This window comes from Roseovarius confluentis, assembly GCF_002917925.1.
In the GTDB taxonomy this organism is placed as follows: Bacteria; Pseudomonadota; Alphaproteobacteria; order Rhodobacterales; family Rhodobacteraceae; genus Roseovarius; species Roseovarius confluentis.
Window position 1 is genome coordinate 941,627 of sequence record NZ_PPFE01000001.1, and the last position, 16,997, is coordinate 958,623.

Consider the following 16,997-nt stretch of genomic DNA (forward strand, 5'->3'; position numbering starts at 1 on the left):
GCTCGGCGTCCGGAAAAACGGCCGCGGTCCCTCCAACCCAAAAAGGGAAACAGAATGGGTTTTTTCTCCAGTGCCTCGCAAACGGCGATGGCCGCAAACCTGCCAGCCTCAAGAACGATGCAGACGGTGTTCGACGAGACTGTCGACGAAACCGAACGCACCCGCGTTGTGCGCGTTTCAGAGTTTTTCAGCGCCCCCCTTTCGACATTCGATGGCGGCGGTGACGATCTCCTGACTTGGTTCGACGCGCACTTCCCGGCGCCGAAGACGATTGGCGCGGCACCGCTCCCGGGCGCCGCCCGGGGCTTCTGGTCGAGCAAGACGGCCTATGCCAAGTGGCGCGAGGTCGTCCGCCGCAGGATCAGGACCACCCTTGGTCTCGTCGATGCGAAGAAGGCACTGCGCGACCGCATCGACGGCTGGACGCCATTTCTCGCGCTCCTTGAGGAGCTTTCAAAGGATCACGGACCGGTGCATTCGGGGACACTCGGCGCGGTCAGGACCTTCTCCGACCGTGCCAGGGCGGCTGGCATCGACCCGATGGACCTGACCCCTGACATCGTTCCATCGTTCCTTGAGGGAATGCCGGCCCATGAGAGTTCGGCCTCCGCGACAGCCCTCAGGGCGCTTGCGCGCCATCGCGTCTTCCCGCAGATCGCAGCACACCTGCCACGCGACTTCGACCCAACCTATCTCGTTCCGACGGCCCGCACGCCTGTGCCGGAGTCCGTGCGCATGATGATCGCAGAGATGGTCGAGGCGGCGCGATATGACCATAGCACATATGATGATGTCTCGGAGAGCTGCACCGAAAACTTCAACGCGACGACGGCCGAGACCTACAGTGCTGCGCTGGTGGCACTCGCCCGGGCCGCGCAGGAAACCGGCCTGGCGGACCTGGCGTCACTGAACTGTCTCGACGCGCTGTTCAAAACGCACGTGCGGATAGCCGTCATCCGTCACTGGATCGACCAGTCGGAAACGGAGACCGGATTCAGTCTGAGAACCGCCGCGGATTACGTTCGCATCGTGGCGCAGATTGGCAAAGCCAACGGCGTCAAGACAAAGAAATGGCTCAAGAACTTGACGACGAACCCGCAACTCCAAGAGGGTCACGCGGCGGGCGAAAAGATGTCACCCAAAAACCGATCCTTCTGCGAGAATCTCATTCACAACCCCGAAGATGTCCGAACCTTCCTGAGACAGCATGTGCTCTATCAGGACCGTGCGAAGGACATTCTCGCAACAGACAAACCCCTTACGGGAACCCAACTGCGCACTGTACGGCGTCTTTCGACCTGCGCGGCCTTCTCGGCGCTGGAAATCAGAGGCGCCGGCCTGCGGAAAGGCAGCGCGCTGGCTGCAGAGTGTAGTGGCACCGGGCAGAATTTTTTCCACAAGACGACAGGCGAAAAGAAGTTCTTCGAGTTGCGGGTCGCCCAGAAGGATATGAAAGGCGAGTATGTCGAACTGCCCCCCATCCACATACGGGACGACAAGTATTGTGGCTACGAGGTGATTGACTGGTATCTGAAGACGGCGCGACCGCTCTTCGACTTCGCCAACTCAGAATTCTGCGAAAAAAATAAATGCGCCAGGGCAACGCACCTCTTCGTTTCAGAGCGATCGGCGAACCCGCTTGCAGGGCAAATGCTCTACAAGTGGCTGACCCGCAGCAGCGCGGAGATCGGCCTTCCCATGTACCCGCACAATTTCCGGCATGGCTTTGCCACGCTCCTGCTCGCGCGGTCCTGGAGCAACCGCGGCCGCGCCTCCGCGTATCTCGGATGTTCGATCGGCGTGCTCGACACATACTACGGATGGATCGACAAGCGGCAGAAACTCGAGGAAGTGCAGGATTTGTTGGCGGAGGCTTTGGTGGGACAATGACTCGCCACGTGATACTCGCAAAACCGCACTGGCAGCCGAACGCGGCCTCTCCCGTTCTGCTCAAGATGCCGCTCGGTGAGTTGCAGGCGCTCGACAGCCTGGTCGAATTCATGTCCGAACATGGCTGCACCGAACTCACGCCATCCGACTGCCGCGTGTGGGCTCGTCTGAATGACGGCGCCGCCGCGATTGACGATGTGATCGCGGCCATGATCAAGACCGACGGGCCAGAGGCCCCGCCGCTTGCACCGCTTCGAGCAGCGGAACAGAGCCTGACCGCCTGCAGGGGATTTGCCGGCATTTCCCGCGAGAAGCGTCGCAACTACGACCGCAAGATCTCGCTTTATCCCGGTGACCTTCCGATGGACTGGCAACACCATCTCGCCCGCATCCGGGACCGGAGGGACGATGGCGAGATCAAGCTGGCCCCGGATATTTACGACCGCATGACCCGCAAGATCTGCCAATACGGCTGGTACCTTCGGGAGAGCGGTCTGGATCTGGACTTCGACATCCCGTCGTTTCGGGCATACTACGCTTACGAGACAACCCGGATTTCCGTGCGTGGGGCTCCTTTGAGCACTTCCACCATCGTCGCGACATTCACAGACCTTAGGGATTTCCTTCGGTTCTCGAAAGCCTATCCGAAGCCCTTGGTCAAGGAGCTCGACAAGCTCCTTCAGAAATTGCGTGACCGAGCCAACATGGAGACGGCGCAAAAATTTGCCGCCCTGGCCGCGATCGACATCACGACCATCCACCCTCGCGCGGAGGAGGTTCTTGCGGAAGTGCCGCGGCAAACAAACCCGGCAAGGCGCATGATCAAACGCAACCGGGCCCTGGCGATCGCGGTGCCCCCGCTGACTCCTCTTCGACGGGAGTGGCATGATCTCAAGTTCGGCCGCGACCTGGTCTGGACCGAGGACCGTTATCGCCTCCGGGACTACAAGCTTCGCAAGACCCGGCATCGTCCCGGTCGAGAGGAATACCCCGGTTCCGTTCACCCGAGCGTGCAGCACTTTGTCGATGCGCGCTTGCTTCAGGATGATGACCCAAAATATCTCGAAACCCTGCGCCAGATCGCCGAGCAGCAGGAATGGCCGCTGTTTGTACATCCTGACGGCACACCGGTTGCCGCGAATTACGTGTCGCAGGTCTGGTCCTCGGAGTTCGGTACCGGCGCTCATATCTGCCGATCCATCGTCTACGACGTGGTGTTTGCAATCAGCGAGGATGCAACGCTCGCAGGCATGCTGATGAACGATCACACATCACGGCAAGCCCGGAAGAAATACACCGGAGATCGGGCGAAGCAAGCTGCGCTCGCGGCGGCCGGACGGGAAATCGACAAGATATTCAACTCATTCGACGTCTGAAGAGCAAAGCCGGCTTTCAGGTTGAAATTGTCATTTGATCAATAAAAGAGGAAGGACGGCGCTGGTCCGGCCCCAAGAATACGCGCAGCCAACTGGAGACACTTCGAACACTCTATTCGGGACTCCGCACGAGACTTGATCAGGATCGCCGGCAAGCATCTGTCGACGCCACCGCGCCGAACCCTCTGCGTTCGCGTTCGCAGCTAAGCCCCTCATACCTATTGGTCTTGCATTGCGATTGCATCCACACCCCACCGGGCTCGCAGATAGCCACTCAGGTCTTCCAATTCCGCCTCCGCCAAGGTGGCGTCAAACGCGGGCATTTCCTGCATTCTGAGATGACCGCTCAGCTGCCGGGCCGGAATCCCTTCCAGGATCACGCGCTGCAGGTTCAACGGGTTGTCCAGCATCAATGTGGTATTGCCCACCATCGGGACAGAGCCGGAGGGCTGGCCGCTCCCGTTGGTGCCGTGGCAGCCGGCGCAAAGCCCGACATAAAGCCGGTGCCCCTCGGGGTGTGCGTCGATGGCGTCGGGATCGGAGGGCGGTTCGGACGGTTCCGGCATGTCTTGCGCCAGATAGGCCGAGACCGCCTCGATATCGCGCTCGGGCAGATACTTGGTCGAATGGCTGAGCACCGGAAACATGCGAAACGTCATCACGCCCTGCGGCGACAGACCGGTCGAGAGGAACTGCGACAGGTCCGTCTCGGTCCAGCCCCGGCCGGCCAGCCCCTGCGGTGTGATATCGGGGGCAACGGCGCCTTCGATCACCGTGCCACCCAGATGCTCGCCCGTCTTGGCAAAGGCAAGGTTGCGGGGCGTGTGGCATTCCCCGCAATGGCCCAGCACGTCGACCAGGTAAGCCCCGCGACCGGTGTCGGCCAACTTCTCCCCAGCCGACAATCCGGGGCCCGGACCCTCTGGCGGGTCAGGCCGATAGATCAGGTTCCAGAAGGCGATCAGGGGCCGAATGTTGAACGGAAAGGCCATGTCGGCATCGCGGTTCGGTTTTTCCACCGGTTCCTGCGCCATGAGATAGACGTAGAGGGCGTCGATATCCTCGCGAGAGACCGCATGGTAGGAGGTGTAGGGCATGGCCGGATAGAGCCGCCGCCCGCCGGGCGCGATACCGTAGACCATGGCGCGATAGAGATCGTCGGGTGAATAGTCGCCAATACCGTGGGCCTCTGACGGGGTGATGTTGGTGCCATAGACGGTGCCCATGAGCGTTTCCATCGGCGTGCCTCCGGCAAGCGCCAGCCCATCCTCACTCTCGTGGCAGGCGGCGCAATCGCCGGCCTTGGCAACGTATTCACCCAGCGAAACCATCTCGGCCCTTGTCTCTTCATCCAGCGCCTCGAGATCGCGGCTGGCCGGGGGCACGGGCCCGGCCCCGGTGAAGCCGAAAAAGATGACCACGGCAACGATGACGCCAAGAAGAACGAGCCCGGCCAGGACGCGAAGCACGGTGCGCATCAGCTTCCCTCCGCCCGGCCGTCGCCGATCGTCAGGCCGGGTGTCGCCAGGATCACGTCCCGTGTCGCCTCGAGGTAGCGGACATAGCCGGTGCAGCGGCAGATGTTTTCGTTCAGCGCCTCCAGCACGACATTTTCGACGTCTTCCGCGGGCACCGGATCGACTTCCAGCCGCTCAACCAACGCCTGCGCCGCGGCGACGAAGCCGGGCGTGCAATAGGAGCACTGGAAGGAGAAGTGATCGAGAAACGCCTGCTGAACCGGCGTGACCGCGGTGACGTTACCCTCCTCGTCGCGATCGGCATGCCCCTCGACGGTCCGGAAGGCGCGTCCGTGGGCCCATGCCACACCGGTGACACAGGCCGGCACCACCCGCGCACCCATCGGGCCGTCATGAATGACGGCGCAGGCGCGGCAGACCCCCTGCCCGCAGCCATAGCGCGTGCCGGTCAGGTTGAGGTATTCGTGCAGGAACTCCAGCAGCATCAGGTCTTCGGGCACCTCCAACGGCTCGGTCTCGGTGCCGTTGATCGTCATGAAAACGGTCATCATGGCGGTCATCCTGTGACCTCCTTAATCCTTTCGGGCGTGATCGGCGTGCGGTCGAACCTGTGGCCGATGGCGTGATGCACGGCGTTGCCGATCGCCGCCACCACGGGGATCATCACCACCTCCGCAATCCCTTTCGGCGGGTCCGTGGGCGACAGGGGCTCGAGCACCGTGGCGCTTTGCGCCCAAACCGCGACATCCTCGGCGCGGGGTAGACGATAGCGGCTGAAGTTCCAGGTGCCGTTTCCGGGCCCGTCTTCATAAGGCGGCATCTCTTCGTAGAGCGCGTGGCCGATGCCCATGGCGATACCGCCCTGTATCTGCCCCGAGACCAGCTCGGGCACGATCTGCCGGCCGCATTCCAGCCAGGACCGGTGGTTGAGCACTTTGACCTCTCCCGAACCGGGATTGACCGAAAGCTCCACCAGCGTCGCGCAGGGGGCATAATAGGTGACGGCGGCATTGTTGCGCTGCGTGGGCGGGTATTCGACACGCTGGCGCGGTTGGAAGGCATAGCCCCCATCGGTCATGGCCGCCCGCTTCCCGGAATCGGCCCCTTCGCCCCAGCGGACGGAAAGCGCGTCAATCGGAGCCTCGAACCGCTCGCCCTCGACCTCGAATTCCGCCCGGGCCCAGGCCCAGCGATTGAACGTGTGCACCGTGACGCCGGTGATGTAACCCCGCTCGTGGGCGCGGCGCGCCAGGTCTTCCAGCGGAAGCGGGTTCAGCCCGCCTGCCACCAAGTGCCCGTCGCGCCACTCCGCCTCTTCCCGGCGCACGTACAGCGGGCCCGCCTGCCCGCCCCCGATGCCTTCGCGCCAGAAGCTGAGCGCGGCTTTCCAGAGGCCGAGTTCGAACAGCAGCCGCGCCGCTTCCGTGGTGGCGTGGGTGAAGTAATAGGCAGAGTTCGAGGCGCTGCGGGGCGACGTGATGCGCGGCACCCAGCGGGGGTTTTCCGCCAGGCTGTCCTGCGTGTCCTGGCTCATCGTGTAAGGTTCGTTGTTGGCCTCAAGCGACAGGCTGGGCCAATCCGTCACGGCAAAATCGACGCTGTCGGCCGGCTTGCCGAGATGCGCTTCGGTCACCAGCATCTGCGACGTGGTCGCACCGCAGCCGATTTCCGAGGCCACGTGCCGCATGTGCAGGTGGCCGTCTGGCGAGAGCTCAAGCTGCACGAGAGCGGCCTCTGCCCCGGTGCCGTAGTCCTTCTGCACGCAGGAGAAGCCGACACCGTAATGATAGCCCGGGTTCTCGGCCTCGAACGCCTTCTTTCTCTCGGCGCGTTCGGTCCAGATCGGGTCGGCCGCGGCGGCTTCGAGCATTTCGACGGCCCGCAGGTGCCCACCCGGAATTGCGCCCTGGGTGTTCTTGTTGCCGCTGCGGAAGGCGTTGATCCGGCGCAGCTCGATCGGGTCGCGCCCCAGATCCTCGGCCACCTCGTCGACCATCAGCTCCATCGCGACCATGCTTTGCAGCGTGCCGTAGCCGCGCATCGAGCCCGCGGTCGGCGCCCGCGAGGCGTCGACCTGCACGGCGAGATCGCTTTTCGGAAGATAGTAGATGGATTGCAGCGCCGTCGCGGACACCTGGCCCACCGAAGGGCTGAAATTCATCACCCCACCGCCATCGGCCCGCTGGTCGGCGGCCAAGCTGCGAAACTCGCCCGTCTCGCGGTCGACGGCGAGCGTGATATCGGTATCGAACGGATGGCGCTTCAGCGCGCTTTGGAACTGCTCCCACCGGTCGAGCGCCAACCGCACCGGGCGGCCGTCACCGTAGAGGGCCGCCATGGCGACGTAATAGGGGTGCACATGGTGCTCTTTCTGGCCATAGCCCACGGTATAGCCGGGACTAAAACGCAGCTCTGTCAGATCGAAACGGCTGGCGCTGACCATCCTTTCGATATGGTCGGCATTGATCCAGGGCGACTGAGTGCCCGTCACCACGTGAAGGCGGCCCGTGGCCGTATCGTACCACGCGTTGCCGTTATCGGGCTCGAGCGCCGCGGGATCGACATATTGCGAGCGATACTTGCGGCGATAGACATTCCAGCCTTCGGGTGGATTTTCCAGCTCAGACCGCAACTCACCGGCCAGGGCCATGGCCTTGCCGCCGACATCGCCTTCGCTGTCTGCGTCCGGCCAATCCGCCTCGCCGTTTTCGAACCCTGCGAATATCGTGCCGTTCCTGAGGGGCGAGAAACGATCCTCGGCCTCCCGCGTCTCCCCGCCGATCCGGACGTAACGGGTGGCGCCATAGGGCGTGCGCGCCGGCGGTTCGGCCGCATCGCCCCAGATCAGCGCATCCTCGTTGAACTTGAACCTTGTCCGCGCCGCGCGGAACCGCGCGTAGTCGTGGTAAACCAAAAGCGCCACAGGCTGCCCCAGGTAGGCCGGCACGTTTCCCTCTTCGAGAAAGAACGCCCCGTAGAAGTCCGGCTCGACCATCTCGACGCCATCGTTGCGCAGTGTCTCTGCCGTCACGACGGTGTCAGGGCGCATCTCTTCGCCAAGCGGGTCGAGCGTCACGCCCTCGAAGATCCGATCCGCCCGAGGCACCCGAATGAGAAAGGCGTGAGCCTGTCCGTCCGGCCAGTCGGGCATGTCTTTGGCCCGAATATCGACCGCAAAGACCTTGTCCCCGGTCACCTTGGGAATGCCATCCTGGCGAAAGCGGACATTGCCGTTTTCACGCCATCCGGGCGGCTGTGTCTGTCGCTCGGTCTGAAGCCTGGCCAAAGCTTGGTGAAGCGGGGTCACGCTCACTACCACGGCAGTCGCGCCCCCTTTCAGGAATCCCCGTCGCGACAAATGGTTCATGAGTGCCTCCAGTATTTCAACGCACAGGCTTTCGATCACGTTCCATGTTGATTGAAGGACTGGCCATGGAAGCCGTTCAAGAAGATCAGAAGGTCATTCGGCTCAGGAACCGGCGGGAGACGACCTGCCCGGACTGGCGATCCACGCCCAAACCACCTTGGCCACGTTTTCTCTGTCGCCCGAGGCCTCTACCCTCTGCCAGTCAATCGGGCCCGTATCCTTTTCCACCTGCTTACGCACCACGGAAGCGTCGGCGTCAGAGGCGTCGCCTTCCCTTGCATCAACCCTCCGCGTCAATGCCTCGACCGGCGCGTCGAGCCAGATGCCCGTGAACGGCACCCCTGCCTGCGCGGCCAGGTCTCGTGCGCGTGTCCTCTCGACCGGGGTCAGGAAGGTGGCATCGAGGATGACGCTCTGCCCGGTTGCCAGAACGGCCGCCGCACGCGCCGCGAGACGATCGTACACCGCATCGGATGCCGCCGCCGTATAGGCGTTCTCCGGCAAGCGGTCTTCCGGGGCTACGCCGGCAAGCGACTTGCGCTCCAGGTCGCTCCGCAGATGCACGGCCCCCGGCAACCGGCCGATCTGCGGCGCCAGGCGCCTGCCGATCGTCGACTTGCCGGATCCGGACATCCCGCCAATCGCTACGAGCCGTGCCTCGCAGTGCTCCAGCGCGGCCAGGCCCGTCTCGAGAAACCCCCGGGCCTGCGCCCGAATCTCCTCTCGGTCACCGGCGCCGGTTTGCACCGCCACCATCGCCCGAATGCCAGCGCGCAACGCCACAAAGAGAGGAAGCCCGGCGAGCCCCTCATCCTGCTGCCCCTCATTTGCATGCAGCCACGCGTTCAGAACGATGTTCGCCTGCCGGCCGAGGCCACGGTTCAGCAGGTCCATGACCAGAAAGGCCAGGTCATAGAGCACGTCGCAAGTCCCCAGCTCCTCGTCGAACTCGAGCGCATCGAAGAGAACCGGCCCGCCGTCGATCAGCACGAGATTGTGCAGATGCAAATCGCCGTGGCAGCGCCGAAGATGCCCCCCGGCGGCCCGCTCCCGCAAAAGCGCCGCGACCCGGCCGAACTCCGCTTTTGTCATCGCGATGAATGCATCCGCCTCGCCGCCGCCAAGGTCATCGCGCATGGCCCCGAAGGCGGTCTCCAGCTCCTCGATGATCGCCCGTATACGGTCGGCGCCGTCGCCCTCTCGCAAAGGCGCATCGGCGTGGTAATCCGCGATGGCTCGGCCGAGGTCATCCGCCAGGGCATCGCTCAACTCGCCGCGGGCGGCGACAGCCGAAAGCTCATGCTCCTTCGGAAAACGCCACATCCGCAGCACCCATTCCACCGGTGCCCCCTGCCCGTCCAGTTCCAAACGGTCGCCGTCGCACGTCACCGCCACAACATCGCGATAGATCTGCGGCGCGCCCGGCCGGTTCAGTTCCAGTTCGCGGCGCAGCATCCTTTCGCGCGTCTCGAGCGCAGTGAAATCGAGGTAATCGTAGTGGACGGCCTTCTTGATTTTCAGGGCCGTATCGCCATGCAGGAATACATGCGCGCTATGCGTTTCGACGTGATCGCTCCGACTTCCGCCGTCACCTTCGTGACGGCCGAGAAAGGCGATCACCTTGTCCTGTGTGTCCTCTGCCATGCCAATGCTCCGCGACAATCAGAATGGGGCCTCAATACGCCTCCGCAAGGTCGTTCGACGCCTCCCTGCGATTTTTCCGCAGTCAGCATATCGAACGCGCTGAGAAAGCAAGTTTCGCTGAAAGGTTTCTCGATATGATGACAAGCCCCGTGCATCCCGGAAAGATGCTCCGGCAACGCCATGTCATCTGCAATAAGCAGAACCGGACAGGCATTGCCGGCAAGCCGCGTGGCGATAGCCAGGCAAGCATCCCGCTCTGCCAGTTCGATGTCGAGAACTCCGGCATCAGGAACGGCGATGTCGATGCTCCGGTCGGCCAGTTCTGCCGTCTCGCAGACGATCACGGGATCGCATCCACGCGCTTCCAGGATCGATGCGAGGTCAAGCGCGACGACGCTTTCATTTTCGAGGATCAGGACTCTGAGCGAGGACATGGAATTTCCTTTCTCCCGGTTCTCGTCCAAAAAAGGTAATCAGTGTTCCCGGCTGCACCTAACGAAACGACCTTCGACTGCGCTGTTTTCCGCTCGGCCGCATTCCGCGGGCCTCGCCCCTTTGATGGAACCTCGCCGTGCCAGAGAAGGTTGGGGGAGAAAGGAAAGGCCCATGTCAGATACCCCCGACATCACGAGACTGAAGGCAAGCCACGGCGACTGGATCGGCCCGGAGGAACTTCACGACATCCTCGCTGAAGAGGGATACTCCGCCGGCACGCGCGAGCAGTATCTCAAGTCGATCCTGACCGAGCTGAGCAAGATTGAATCCGATCCCGCGGATAACAGGGAAAAGCGTGAAGCCCTGATGCGGGAGGTGCGGAACATCCTGTCACAAGAACAGGGCAAGCAGGGTCAGACCCCGATGTCGGACGACGTCTGAGGCGCCTCGGGCCAAGCCAGCAGGTCAATCAACGGCAGAGCCCATCCATTCGGAATTCGTAAAAAACCCGGCCGGGCCGCATATCGCGACCCGGCCGGAAAGCAACCATCAATCGATGACCGCACAGGCGATCCGTTCACCGGCGTCGCCGGACGGTTGGCTTTCGTAGTCATCCGCCCCGCCATGGATGACGATGGCGCGGCCCGAAACATCGGCCTCGCCGCCAATCGACACGGCGGTATTCAGAACCTGCGCGATCAGCTTGCCGTCTGCCGAAACATACTGGTTCGGCATATCGCCGCTATGCGCCCCGCCTTCGACCATCAGGCCGTGCTCGGTGTCACCGGCATTGAAATGCCCGCCTGCGGATTTGAAGCCGCTCTCGACGTCGCACACCCCTTTCTCGTGGATGTGAAACCCGTGCCAGCTATCGGCCGGCAGGTTCTGCAAGTCGACCTCGATCAGCACGCCGGCGGGGGTGCCGGTCAGCGTACCGGTGCCGATCTCCTCGCCCTCGGCAGAGGTAAAGGTGATATCCTTCTCAGGCATCTGCGCCCCGCTGCTCTGCGCAACGGCCATGGGCGCCGCCACGCCCAGGCACAGGGCGCCGGCGGCGGCCGCCGTCCAGAGGCGGCGGGTCGATGTGGCATGGGTTGAGGGATGATGAGTCATGATCATGTCCTTTCTCGGGCTTGGCCCGCCCCACCGGTCTTTCGTCGGCGGCACGGTGTCTACTCAGAGAAAAACCGACAGCCACCGACACATGTTCCAGACCGAAACAGGCGTGGCCCATGCGGGCGATTACTCGGCATGATTTGGCTGAGAGGGATATGCGGCGGAGCGCCCGTCAGGCGCCCCGGCCGCGAGAATGAACCGGCGGGCGCGATGGGCGCCCGCCGAAACGGTCAGGCCGCGGCTGGGTCTACGCGGAGGTTGTTCTGAACGTGGACCACGCCCGACACGCTGTCGGCACAGTCCTCGGCCGCGCGTTTGGCCCAGCGCGTGTCCACCGTGCCGTCAAGCGTGACCTCGCGGTCTTTCACGCCCACGCTGACCTCGGTGGCATCGACATCCCGGTCGTCGGTCAGCCAGTCGTTAACATCCTCCTCGATGCGGATATCGGAACGAACGTAGCTTTTTGGCCCGCGACCACGATGGTCGACCTCGCGACGTTGCTGGGCCGCATCATCGCCGAACCATGACGTCACCTCATCTTCCGCGCGCGCAAGGAAGCCACGTTCCTCATAACCGCGCGGTGCCTGGCGATACCCGTAATCCGACCCCCTGGGAGGATACCCCGGATACGCGGCCGGCAGGCCGGGCTCGGGCGCCGGATAGACCGGTACAGTCCAAGGGTAGCCCGCGACCGGGTGTCGTCCGGCGACGTAGGCTGCGGAATCCCATGGCCTGTCCATCTGTTCGTCATAGCCGTAGGGGCCCCGACGGCTATGACGGTGGTGGCGGGCCAACTCGTCGCGGGCTTCCTGCTCGGTCAGGTCGTTCAATCTTCTGGACATGGTGTTCTCCTCTCGCGGCGCGCCAGCAGTCTGGCGGCTTGAATTCGGGTTCCTGCCAGAAAACGAAAACGGCCGCGCAGATGTTCCTGATCGACGGCGCGTGGAAAGGCACGGACCCGGGCCACACCGGCGTCAGTCGGCGGTGGCCTCGCCACCGTCGGGGTGCAGCACGTGACCGGTCATGAAGGAACTGTCCCGACAACTCAGGAACAGGATCGCGGGGGCCACCTCGTTGGGCTGCCCCGGGCGGCCAAGCGTGCTGGATTTGCCGAAGTGCTTCACCTTTTCCGGCGGGAAGGACGCAGGGATCAATGGTGTCCAGATCGGACCTGGCGCCACGCCGTTGACCCGGATCCCGCGCGGCGCCAGCTTGTGCGCCATCGCGCGGATGAACGACAGGATCGCCCCCTTCGTGGCGGAATAGTCGATCAGCAGATCTTCCCCCCGATAGGCCGTCACCGATGTGGTGGCCACGATTGCCGCGCCTTCCCCCATATGCGGAAGCGCGGCCTGCACCATGAACATCTGTCCAAAGATATTGGTGCGGAACGTGGCCGCTATCTGCTCTTCCGACACGTCCTCGAACGCATCCTGCCCATGCTGCTCGGCGGCGTTGTTCACAAGCACATCGAGCCGACCCCATTCTCCGACGACCCTGCCGACGGCGTCGAAACAGGACGGCTTGTCGCCGACATCGCCCCGGATAGCGATACAGTCGGCCCCTTCGGCGCGTACGGCCTCGTGGGTCTCCCGGGCATCTTCGTTTTCATCGAGATAGAGAAAGGCGACCCTGGCGCCCTCTCTCGCGAAGAGCACGGCCGCCGCGCGGCCGATCCCGGAATCGCCACCGGTGATCAAGGCGACCCGGCCCTCGAGACGCCCGGATCCCGGGTATCGGGGCATGTATTCCGGGGGTGGCGACATCTCGTGTTCGAGCCCCGGCTGCTGATCCTGCACCCGGTCATCGGAATACTGCGTCATGAAAGACCTCCGTAAATGAGAAGTACCGCAAGGATGATGCTCACCACGAGAACCATCACCGTCATCACCCCCGGTCGCCGACGAGCGCCCTGTCGGTCTCCCGGACCGGGCTTGTGGTCGGCGGGCGCGGCGCGATGGCGTTCCGCGTCCTCGGCGACGGCCACTTCCTCCCGTGTGGGCGGCGCTCCGGCGGCTTCGTCATCGGTGCCCAGGGGCGCGACAGCTGGATCCCAGGCCGCGGCCTTGTCGGCCGCCCCGCCCCGGTCGATATGGTCGCGCAAACGCGCCACTCCGGCAGCGGCGCTATCTTTCCGTGCGCTGTTGGCTTCTCCATCAGTGTCTTGTCGGGTGTCGTCCGTCATTGGGAACCAACAGAACAGAGCCACGGATGTTCCTCACTCCCGTTCCAACCGCTGAAACATGCCGAGACGCGCCTGCCTGCCCAAGCTCCATATCGCATCACGTGTACTCAAGCAGGGATTCCCCCATCACTGCCGCCATCACCACGTATATCGGTGTGCTGGTTTCGTCCCGCACGGTCACCACGTAGTTTGCTCGTTCTCCATCCGGCAAGTCATCACGGATGATCAGTGAAAGCTCTCGCATGGCGGCTTGCTTTGCTTCGTCCTTGGTGTTGTAAGTGACACCATAATCGTCGACAGAGCGCTTTCGTCCGTCATTCACATCAAAATAGAAGTGGGCCACTTGGCCTCCTTTTCTCCGGGTCACTCATTCCTCTGGCGCCGCCCCGGCCCGGCATCTTCAGATCGGCCTCCAAGGTGGAGATAGGTCGCGTCGAAATCGCTGTATTCCGCTACTGCGTTAAAGTCATGCAGGCCGATCTCGCGGTCCTGCTGGGTGATCAGTCCCTTGTCACGCAGCTGGGTCATCGTGCGTTGAACATGGACCTGCGTAACCCCCACCAGATCGCCCAGCGTGGTTTGCGTGAATGGCATTCGAAACCGGTCATTCTCGGCCAGTCCAACGGCTTCCAGCCGCGTGTAGAGTTCGCAGAATAAGTGGGCGAGTTGCTGGTCCGTCCGGCGCCGACCAACGTTAACCAACCACTCGCGCAGCACCGCCTCGTCGACAAGCGTCGCCCACCAGCAGGCCCGGCTGATCGCCGGGGAGGCCGACAGCATTTGCAAGACGTCGTCCCGCGACACGCGCGATACCCGGCTTTCTTGCAATGTGCCGATGGAATGATCCATGTGGTCGAGGATCGCGACATGCAAGTCACAGAAGTCGCCCGGCAACAGAAGCGCCAAAATAGCCCGACGGCCGTCTGGCGTGATCTTGTAGCGGCAGGCAACACCTGACTCGATCACGTGTACGTATTCGGTGGTCTCATGTTCCTTGATCAAGTCGGTGTTGGCCGGGACGCAGCGCGAGGTCAGGGCGATCCGCTCGAGGCGCTCCACGTCCTCGCCGGAGAGCGCCGCACCGTTGCGCAGCTTGCGCGTCAGAGCGCTCACATCTTGCATTCGATGGTCCTTACAGCGGCCAGCAGACAGTGACCGGGTAGCCGCCATTCGTATGACTTTGACCACGCTGCAGACCACCCCCCAGGAATAGGGAGAGATCCCGGGTCAGCGATCGTCCATGTACAGTGGAGTCGGTGCCTCGCTTGCACTGGTTCGACCTGCCAGCCCTCGGGCCGACCCCGTCATCTTCCACCTCGAGAGTAGCATTTCCGTCCCCACAAGCATAGAGCCGGACATGAACCGTGCCGTGGCGCTGTTCCGGGAAGGCGTGCTTGATCGCGTTGAGCACCAGTTCCTGCGCGATCAGGGTGACGATCGTATGCTGGTTTTGTGCCATCTTCAGCCCAGGCTCGGCCTCGACCACGATACGAATATGGCCGTTGCAGATGCGCTGCCACTGTCGTGCCATGCTGCCAAGCAGGTCGGCCGTATCGCCCTGCGCGCCTTCGCGCGTCAGGCCCTGCAGCCGGCCGAGCGTTTCGACCAACTCGCTGACCCAGCTCAGCGCCTCGCGCGCCTCGGCTGTCTTGGCGTCCTGCAGGCTGCGCCTGACAAGGCTCGACAGGATCTGAAGCGTGTTGCCATGCCTGTGCTCCGCTTCGTTGAGCAGCAGCAACTCCTGCTCGTTTTCCCGGTCACCCGTGCCGATAGAGGTATTGGACTCCAAGTCGATTTCTCCAAGATGTTGACTGTCGTACGCGATTACGCCCGCTCCGAAACGGCAAAGCGGCGGACTGGGAAACAGGAGATGACGAGGCACCGCGTCCGCTCATCCTATCCGGGTATGTCCTGAGACCGCGACAACATAGGTTTGCTGGCGCGGCGGAAATTCCGGTCCGGCAGATCTCCGCGACATCTGGCACCGTCTGCCCGCGTGCCGGAACATCGCCGCGTCCGTTTCGTTGACTTATCAAGGTCTCCGAACCACCGCGACCCGCAGGAGGACATCCGGCTTGAGCTCCGAAACATCCCCCCAACAGTCGTCATCACCGGAGCCATTGGCCGGATCGGTCAGCAACTTCGCAAGGGCCTATCGCGTCGCTCGAAAGCCTAAACGAGGATGCTCGGCGTCGCTGAACTATACAGACTCGGAAATTGCATATTCAAAAGGCTCACTGGAAAGTCGATCGTTCGGCGCGCGGCCTTCAAGGTCGGCGACAACCATTGCCCTTGCGCGGTTGGTGCGGCTTTTGACCGTGCCAATCCGGACACCGAAGAGCTCGGCTGCCTTAAGATATCTGTCGTCAGGCGTCACCACGACGACCAGCATCTCGCGGAAATGGCGTGTCAAGCGTCTGACGGCCTGCATGAGTTCGCCGCCCCTGACCACCACTCCTGGTTTGCGAGGGTCGACAGCGTCGACGATATACAAGCCGTGTTTTCTTTTCGGCTCGGAATTCGCCGCGACATCCTAACGAATATCTGCCTACGTTCAGCAACACCAGAAGCCGCCATACGACACGGTCGGCCCCTCGGTCATCGAGAAAATCAGCCGCGTATCGAAGCGAGGTGCATCCACCGGGTCGACGGTGACGTCGAGACCCTCGGTCGTGAAGACCGTACCGTCCTCGCGGCCCTTCAGCGAAAGGATTACACCGTTCAAATTGACGGTCGCTGTATTTCCGTCGGCCGTGGCGAGCATAATGGGATCTTCAGTGCGGGTGCGACGGAAACGACAGGTCTCACTCACAGGGCCGGCAACTGCCGGCAATGGGGCGAGATCGAGTTCCGACATCAGCGTGTTGTTCAGGGCGTCGTTCAGCGTGCCGTTTCGGGGGGCCGGATCTTCAAAGACCGCCTGCACAACCTCGTCCGCATCCAGATCGGCGACAAGAGCCCGCATCTCGGATATCTCCTTCTTCTGGGCCTCGGCGATGCTCGCTGCCAGCTTTTCCACGCGGGCATCTTCGAGCCCGGCCCGTTCCGATGTCATGATGGCGATGGAATGGTGCGGTATCATCGCCCGCATGTAGCTTTCTCCGTCAACCGTGGCCTGGCTGCGCACCAGCCAGAGCGACAGGCCGAAGAAGACAACGCTGCCTGCAAAGATGCTGATGTTGATGGTTCGGCTGGGATACATGGAAGCCATGAAAGACAGCATGACGAACGCCATGGTCGCCCCCATCAAGATGGCCATATAGAGCCGGGTTTCGCTGAAGAAAACATGCTCGAATGCGTAGGTGTTCAGATACATGAGCACGAACATGATGACTGTGGAGGTCAGGATCATCAGGGCGAAGCGGATGTAGGTCATGCGGCTCTCCTTTCTTGGCATACCGGGCTCAAAGCAGGCCCGGGGGTGTCAGCGCGGGCACCGAACGGTCGACAAGTGACCGCTCGCACTTTGATCGGGGCAGGCATCAGCGCAGGGCATGCACTACGCA

At 62.9% G+C, this 16,997-nt stretch carries 18 protein-coding genes; 4 read left to right on the forward strand and 14 right to left on the reverse strand.

The genetic code is table 11. The annotated features are described in order from the left end of the window. The first annotated feature begins 54 nt into the window (after nucleotides 1-54). Both C2I35_RS04680 and C2I35_RS04685 read left to right on the forward strand, forming a co-directional pair. Complete coding sequence (locus C2I35_RS04680) at nucleotides 55-1,890, forward strand: site-specific integrase (RefSeq protein WP_146049963.1); 1,836 nt, start codon at nucleotides 55-57, stop codon at nucleotides 1,888-1,890. An 8-nt stretch (nucleotides 1,891-1,898) separates the two neighbouring features. Continuing rightward, nucleotides 1,899-3,266 (forward strand): hypothetical protein, encoded by a 1,368-nt coding sequence (locus C2I35_RS04685; RefSeq protein WP_146049964.1) that lies wholly within the window; start codon nucleotides 1,899-1,901, stop codon nucleotides 3,264-3,266. A 218-nt stretch (nucleotides 3,267-3,484) separates the two neighbouring features. On the opposite strand, the gene C2I35_RS04690 is transcribed toward C2I35_RS04685, so the two are convergent. From C2I35_RS04690 to C2I35_RS21805, 5 genes are all read right to left on the reverse strand, one after another. Continuing rightward, nucleotides 3,485-4,744, reverse strand: a complete 1,260-nt coding sequence (locus C2I35_RS04690) for a cytochrome c (protein WP_103761804.1) — start codon at nucleotides 4,742-4,744, stop codon at nucleotides 3,485-3,487. Then, complete coding sequence (locus C2I35_RS04695) at nucleotides 4,744-5,304, reverse strand: (2Fe-2S)-binding protein (RefSeq protein WP_103761805.1); 561 nt, start codon at nucleotides 5,302-5,304, stop codon at nucleotides 4,744-4,746. The genes C2I35_RS04690 and C2I35_RS04695 overlap by 1 nt, the downstream gene beginning before the upstream one ends. Further along, nucleotides 5,301-8,111 (reverse strand): xanthine dehydrogenase family protein molybdopterin-binding subunit, encoded by a 2,811-nt coding sequence (locus C2I35_RS04700; RefSeq protein ID WP_103761923.1) that lies wholly within the window; start codon nucleotides 8,109-8,111, stop codon nucleotides 5,301-5,303. Before C2I35_RS04700 ends, C2I35_RS04695 begins: the two co-directional genes overlap by 4 nt. Before the next feature lie 102 nt (nucleotides 8,112-8,213). Further along, on the reverse strand, nucleotides 8,214-9,755 hold the full coding sequence (locus tag C2I35_RS04705; protein ID WP_103761806.1) for a bifunctional aminoglycoside phosphotransferase/ATP-binding protein: 1,542 nt from the start codon (nucleotides 9,753-9,755) through the stop codon (nucleotides 8,214-8,216). Further along, the gene (locus tag C2I35_RS21805; RefSeq protein ID WP_146049965.1) at nucleotides 9,728-10,189 is read right to left on the reverse strand and encodes an ANTAR domain-containing protein; all 462 of its coding nucleotides are present in this window, start codon (nucleotides 10,187-10,189) and stop codon (nucleotides 9,728-9,730) included. The genes C2I35_RS04705 and C2I35_RS21805 overlap by 28 nt, the downstream gene beginning before the upstream one ends. Before the next feature lie 172 nt (nucleotides 10,190-10,361). Here C2I35_RS21805 and C2I35_RS04715 point away from each other — a divergent pair, with 172 nt between their 5' ends. Next, nucleotides 10,362-10,631 carry a hypothetical protein gene (locus C2I35_RS04715; protein WP_103761808.1) on the forward strand — a complete coding sequence of 90 codons (270 nt, stop codon included), beginning with the start codon at nucleotides 10,362-10,364 and terminating at the stop codon, nucleotides 10,629-10,631. 108 nt (nucleotides 10,632-10,739) lie between these two features. Here C2I35_RS04715 and C2I35_RS04720 read toward each other — a convergent pair whose 3' ends face one another. Then, nucleotides 10,740-11,303 (reverse strand): superoxide dismutase family protein, encoded by a 564-nt coding sequence (locus tag C2I35_RS04720; protein WP_103761809.1) that lies wholly within the window; start codon nucleotides 11,301-11,303, stop codon nucleotides 10,740-10,742. Between C2I35_RS04720 and C2I35_RS22080 the strand changes: the two genes are divergently transcribed. Further along, nucleotides 11,302-11,445 (forward strand): hypothetical protein, encoded by a 144-nt coding sequence (locus C2I35_RS22080; RefSeq protein ID WP_170067115.1) that lies wholly within the window; start codon nucleotides 11,302-11,304, stop codon nucleotides 11,443-11,445. The genes C2I35_RS04720 and C2I35_RS22080 overlap by 2 nt on opposite strands. A 91-nt stretch (nucleotides 11,446-11,536) precedes the next feature. Here C2I35_RS22080 and C2I35_RS04725 read toward each other — a convergent pair whose 3' ends face one another. The 8 genes from C2I35_RS04725 to C2I35_RS04760 form a co-directional block, all read right to left on the reverse strand. Continuing rightward, nucleotides 11,537-12,148 (reverse strand): BON domain-containing protein, encoded by a 612-nt coding sequence (locus C2I35_RS04725; RefSeq protein ID WP_103761810.1) that lies wholly within the window; start codon nucleotides 12,146-12,148, stop codon nucleotides 11,537-11,539. Between the two features lie 132 nt (nucleotides 12,149-12,280). Further along, a complete protein-coding gene (locus tag C2I35_RS04730) occupies nucleotides 12,281-13,129 on the reverse strand; it encodes an SDR family oxidoreductase (protein ID WP_103761811.1) in 849 nt (282 codons plus the stop codon). Then, nucleotides 13,126-13,491 carry a hypothetical protein gene (locus C2I35_RS04735; protein WP_245890390.1) on the reverse strand — a complete coding sequence of 122 codons (366 nt, stop codon included), beginning with the start codon at nucleotides 13,489-13,491 and terminating at the stop codon, nucleotides 13,126-13,128. Before C2I35_RS04735 ends, C2I35_RS04730 begins: the two co-directional genes overlap by 4 nt. Nucleotides 13,492-13,588: 97 nt before the next feature. Continuing rightward, on the reverse strand, nucleotides 13,589-13,834 hold the full coding sequence (locus C2I35_RS04740; protein ID WP_103761812.1) for a DUF6894 family protein: 246 nt from the start codon (nucleotides 13,832-13,834) through the stop codon (nucleotides 13,589-13,591). A 20-nt stretch (nucleotides 13,835-13,854) separates the two neighbouring features. Beyond that, nucleotides 13,855-14,613 carry a Crp/Fnr family transcriptional regulator gene (locus C2I35_RS04745; RefSeq protein ID WP_170067116.1) on the reverse strand — a complete coding sequence of 253 codons (759 nt, stop codon included), beginning with the start codon at nucleotides 14,611-14,613 and terminating at the stop codon, nucleotides 13,855-13,857. A gap of 10 nt (nucleotides 14,614-14,623) precedes the next feature. Next, a complete protein-coding gene (locus C2I35_RS04750) occupies nucleotides 14,624-15,280 on the reverse strand; it encodes an ATP-binding protein (protein ID WP_103761814.1) in 657 nt (218 codons plus the stop codon). Nucleotides 15,281-15,691: 411 nt separating this feature from the next. Then, nucleotides 15,692-15,985: a hypothetical protein gene (locus C2I35_RS04755; protein WP_103761815.1), complete on the reverse strand. Its 294-nt coding sequence runs from the start codon at nucleotides 15,983-15,985 to the stop codon at nucleotides 15,692-15,694. 60 nt (nucleotides 15,986-16,045) lie between these two features. Further along, nucleotides 16,046-16,867 (reverse strand): DUF305 domain-containing protein, encoded by an 822-nt coding sequence (locus C2I35_RS04760; protein WP_103761816.1) that lies wholly within the window; start codon nucleotides 16,865-16,867, stop codon nucleotides 16,046-16,048. Nucleotides 16,868-16,997 lie beyond the last annotated feature (130 nt).

Excerpts from the sequence above, each read along its gene's own strand:
- C2I35_RS04705 (WP_103761806.1), bottom strand. The coding sequence starts at position 9,755 with ATGGCAGAGGACACACAGGACAAGGTGATCGCCTTTCTCGGCCGTCAC.
- C2I35_RS04695 (WP_103761805.1), bottom strand. The coding sequence starts at position 5,304 with ATGACCGCCATGATGACCGTTTTCATGACGATCAACGGCACCGAGACC.
- C2I35_RS04725 (WP_103761810.1), bottom strand. The coding sequence starts at position 12,148 with ATGTCCAGAAGATTGAACGACCTGACCGAGCAGGAAGCCCGCGACGAG.
- C2I35_RS04730 (WP_103761811.1), bottom strand. The coding sequence starts at position 13,129 with ATGACGCAGTATTCCGATGACCGGGTGCAGGATCAGCAGCCGGGGCTC.
- C2I35_RS21805 (WP_146049965.1), bottom strand. The coding sequence starts at position 10,189 with ATGTCCTCGCTCAGAGTCCTGATCCTCGAAAATGAAAGCGTCGTCGCG.
- C2I35_RS04700 (WP_103761923.1), bottom strand. The coding sequence starts at position 8,111 with ATGAACCATTTGTCGCGACGGGGATTCCTGAAAGGGGGCGCGACTGCC.
- C2I35_RS04720 (WP_103761809.1), bottom strand. The coding sequence starts at position 11,303 with ATGACTCATCATCCCTCAACCCATGCCACATCGACCCGCCGCCTCTGG.
- C2I35_RS22080 (WP_170067115.1), top strand. The coding sequence starts at position 11,302 with ATGATCATGTCCTTTCTCGGGCTTGGCCCGCCCCACCGGTCTTTCGTC.
- C2I35_RS04745 (WP_170067116.1), bottom strand. The coding sequence starts at position 14,613 with ATGCAAGATGTGAGCGCTCTGACGCGCAAGCTGCGCAACGGTGCGGCG.
- C2I35_RS04715 (WP_103761808.1), top strand. The coding sequence starts at position 10,362 with ATGTCAGATACCCCCGACATCACGAGACTGAAGGCAAGCCACGGCGAC.
- C2I35_RS04690 (WP_103761804.1), bottom strand. The coding sequence starts at position 4,744 with ATGCGCACCGTGCTTCGCGTCCTGGCCGGGCTCGTTCTTCTTGGCGTC.
- C2I35_RS04760 (WP_103761816.1), bottom strand. The coding sequence starts at position 16,867 with ATGACCTACATCCGCTTCGCCCTGATGATCCTGACCTCCACAGTCATC.
- C2I35_RS04735 (WP_245890390.1), bottom strand. The coding sequence starts at position 13,491 with ATGACGGACGACACCCGACAAGACACTGATGGAGAAGCCAACAGCGCA.
- C2I35_RS04680 (WP_146049963.1), top strand. The coding sequence starts at position 55 with ATGGGTTTTTTCTCCAGTGCCTCGCAAACGGCGATGGCCGCAAACCTG.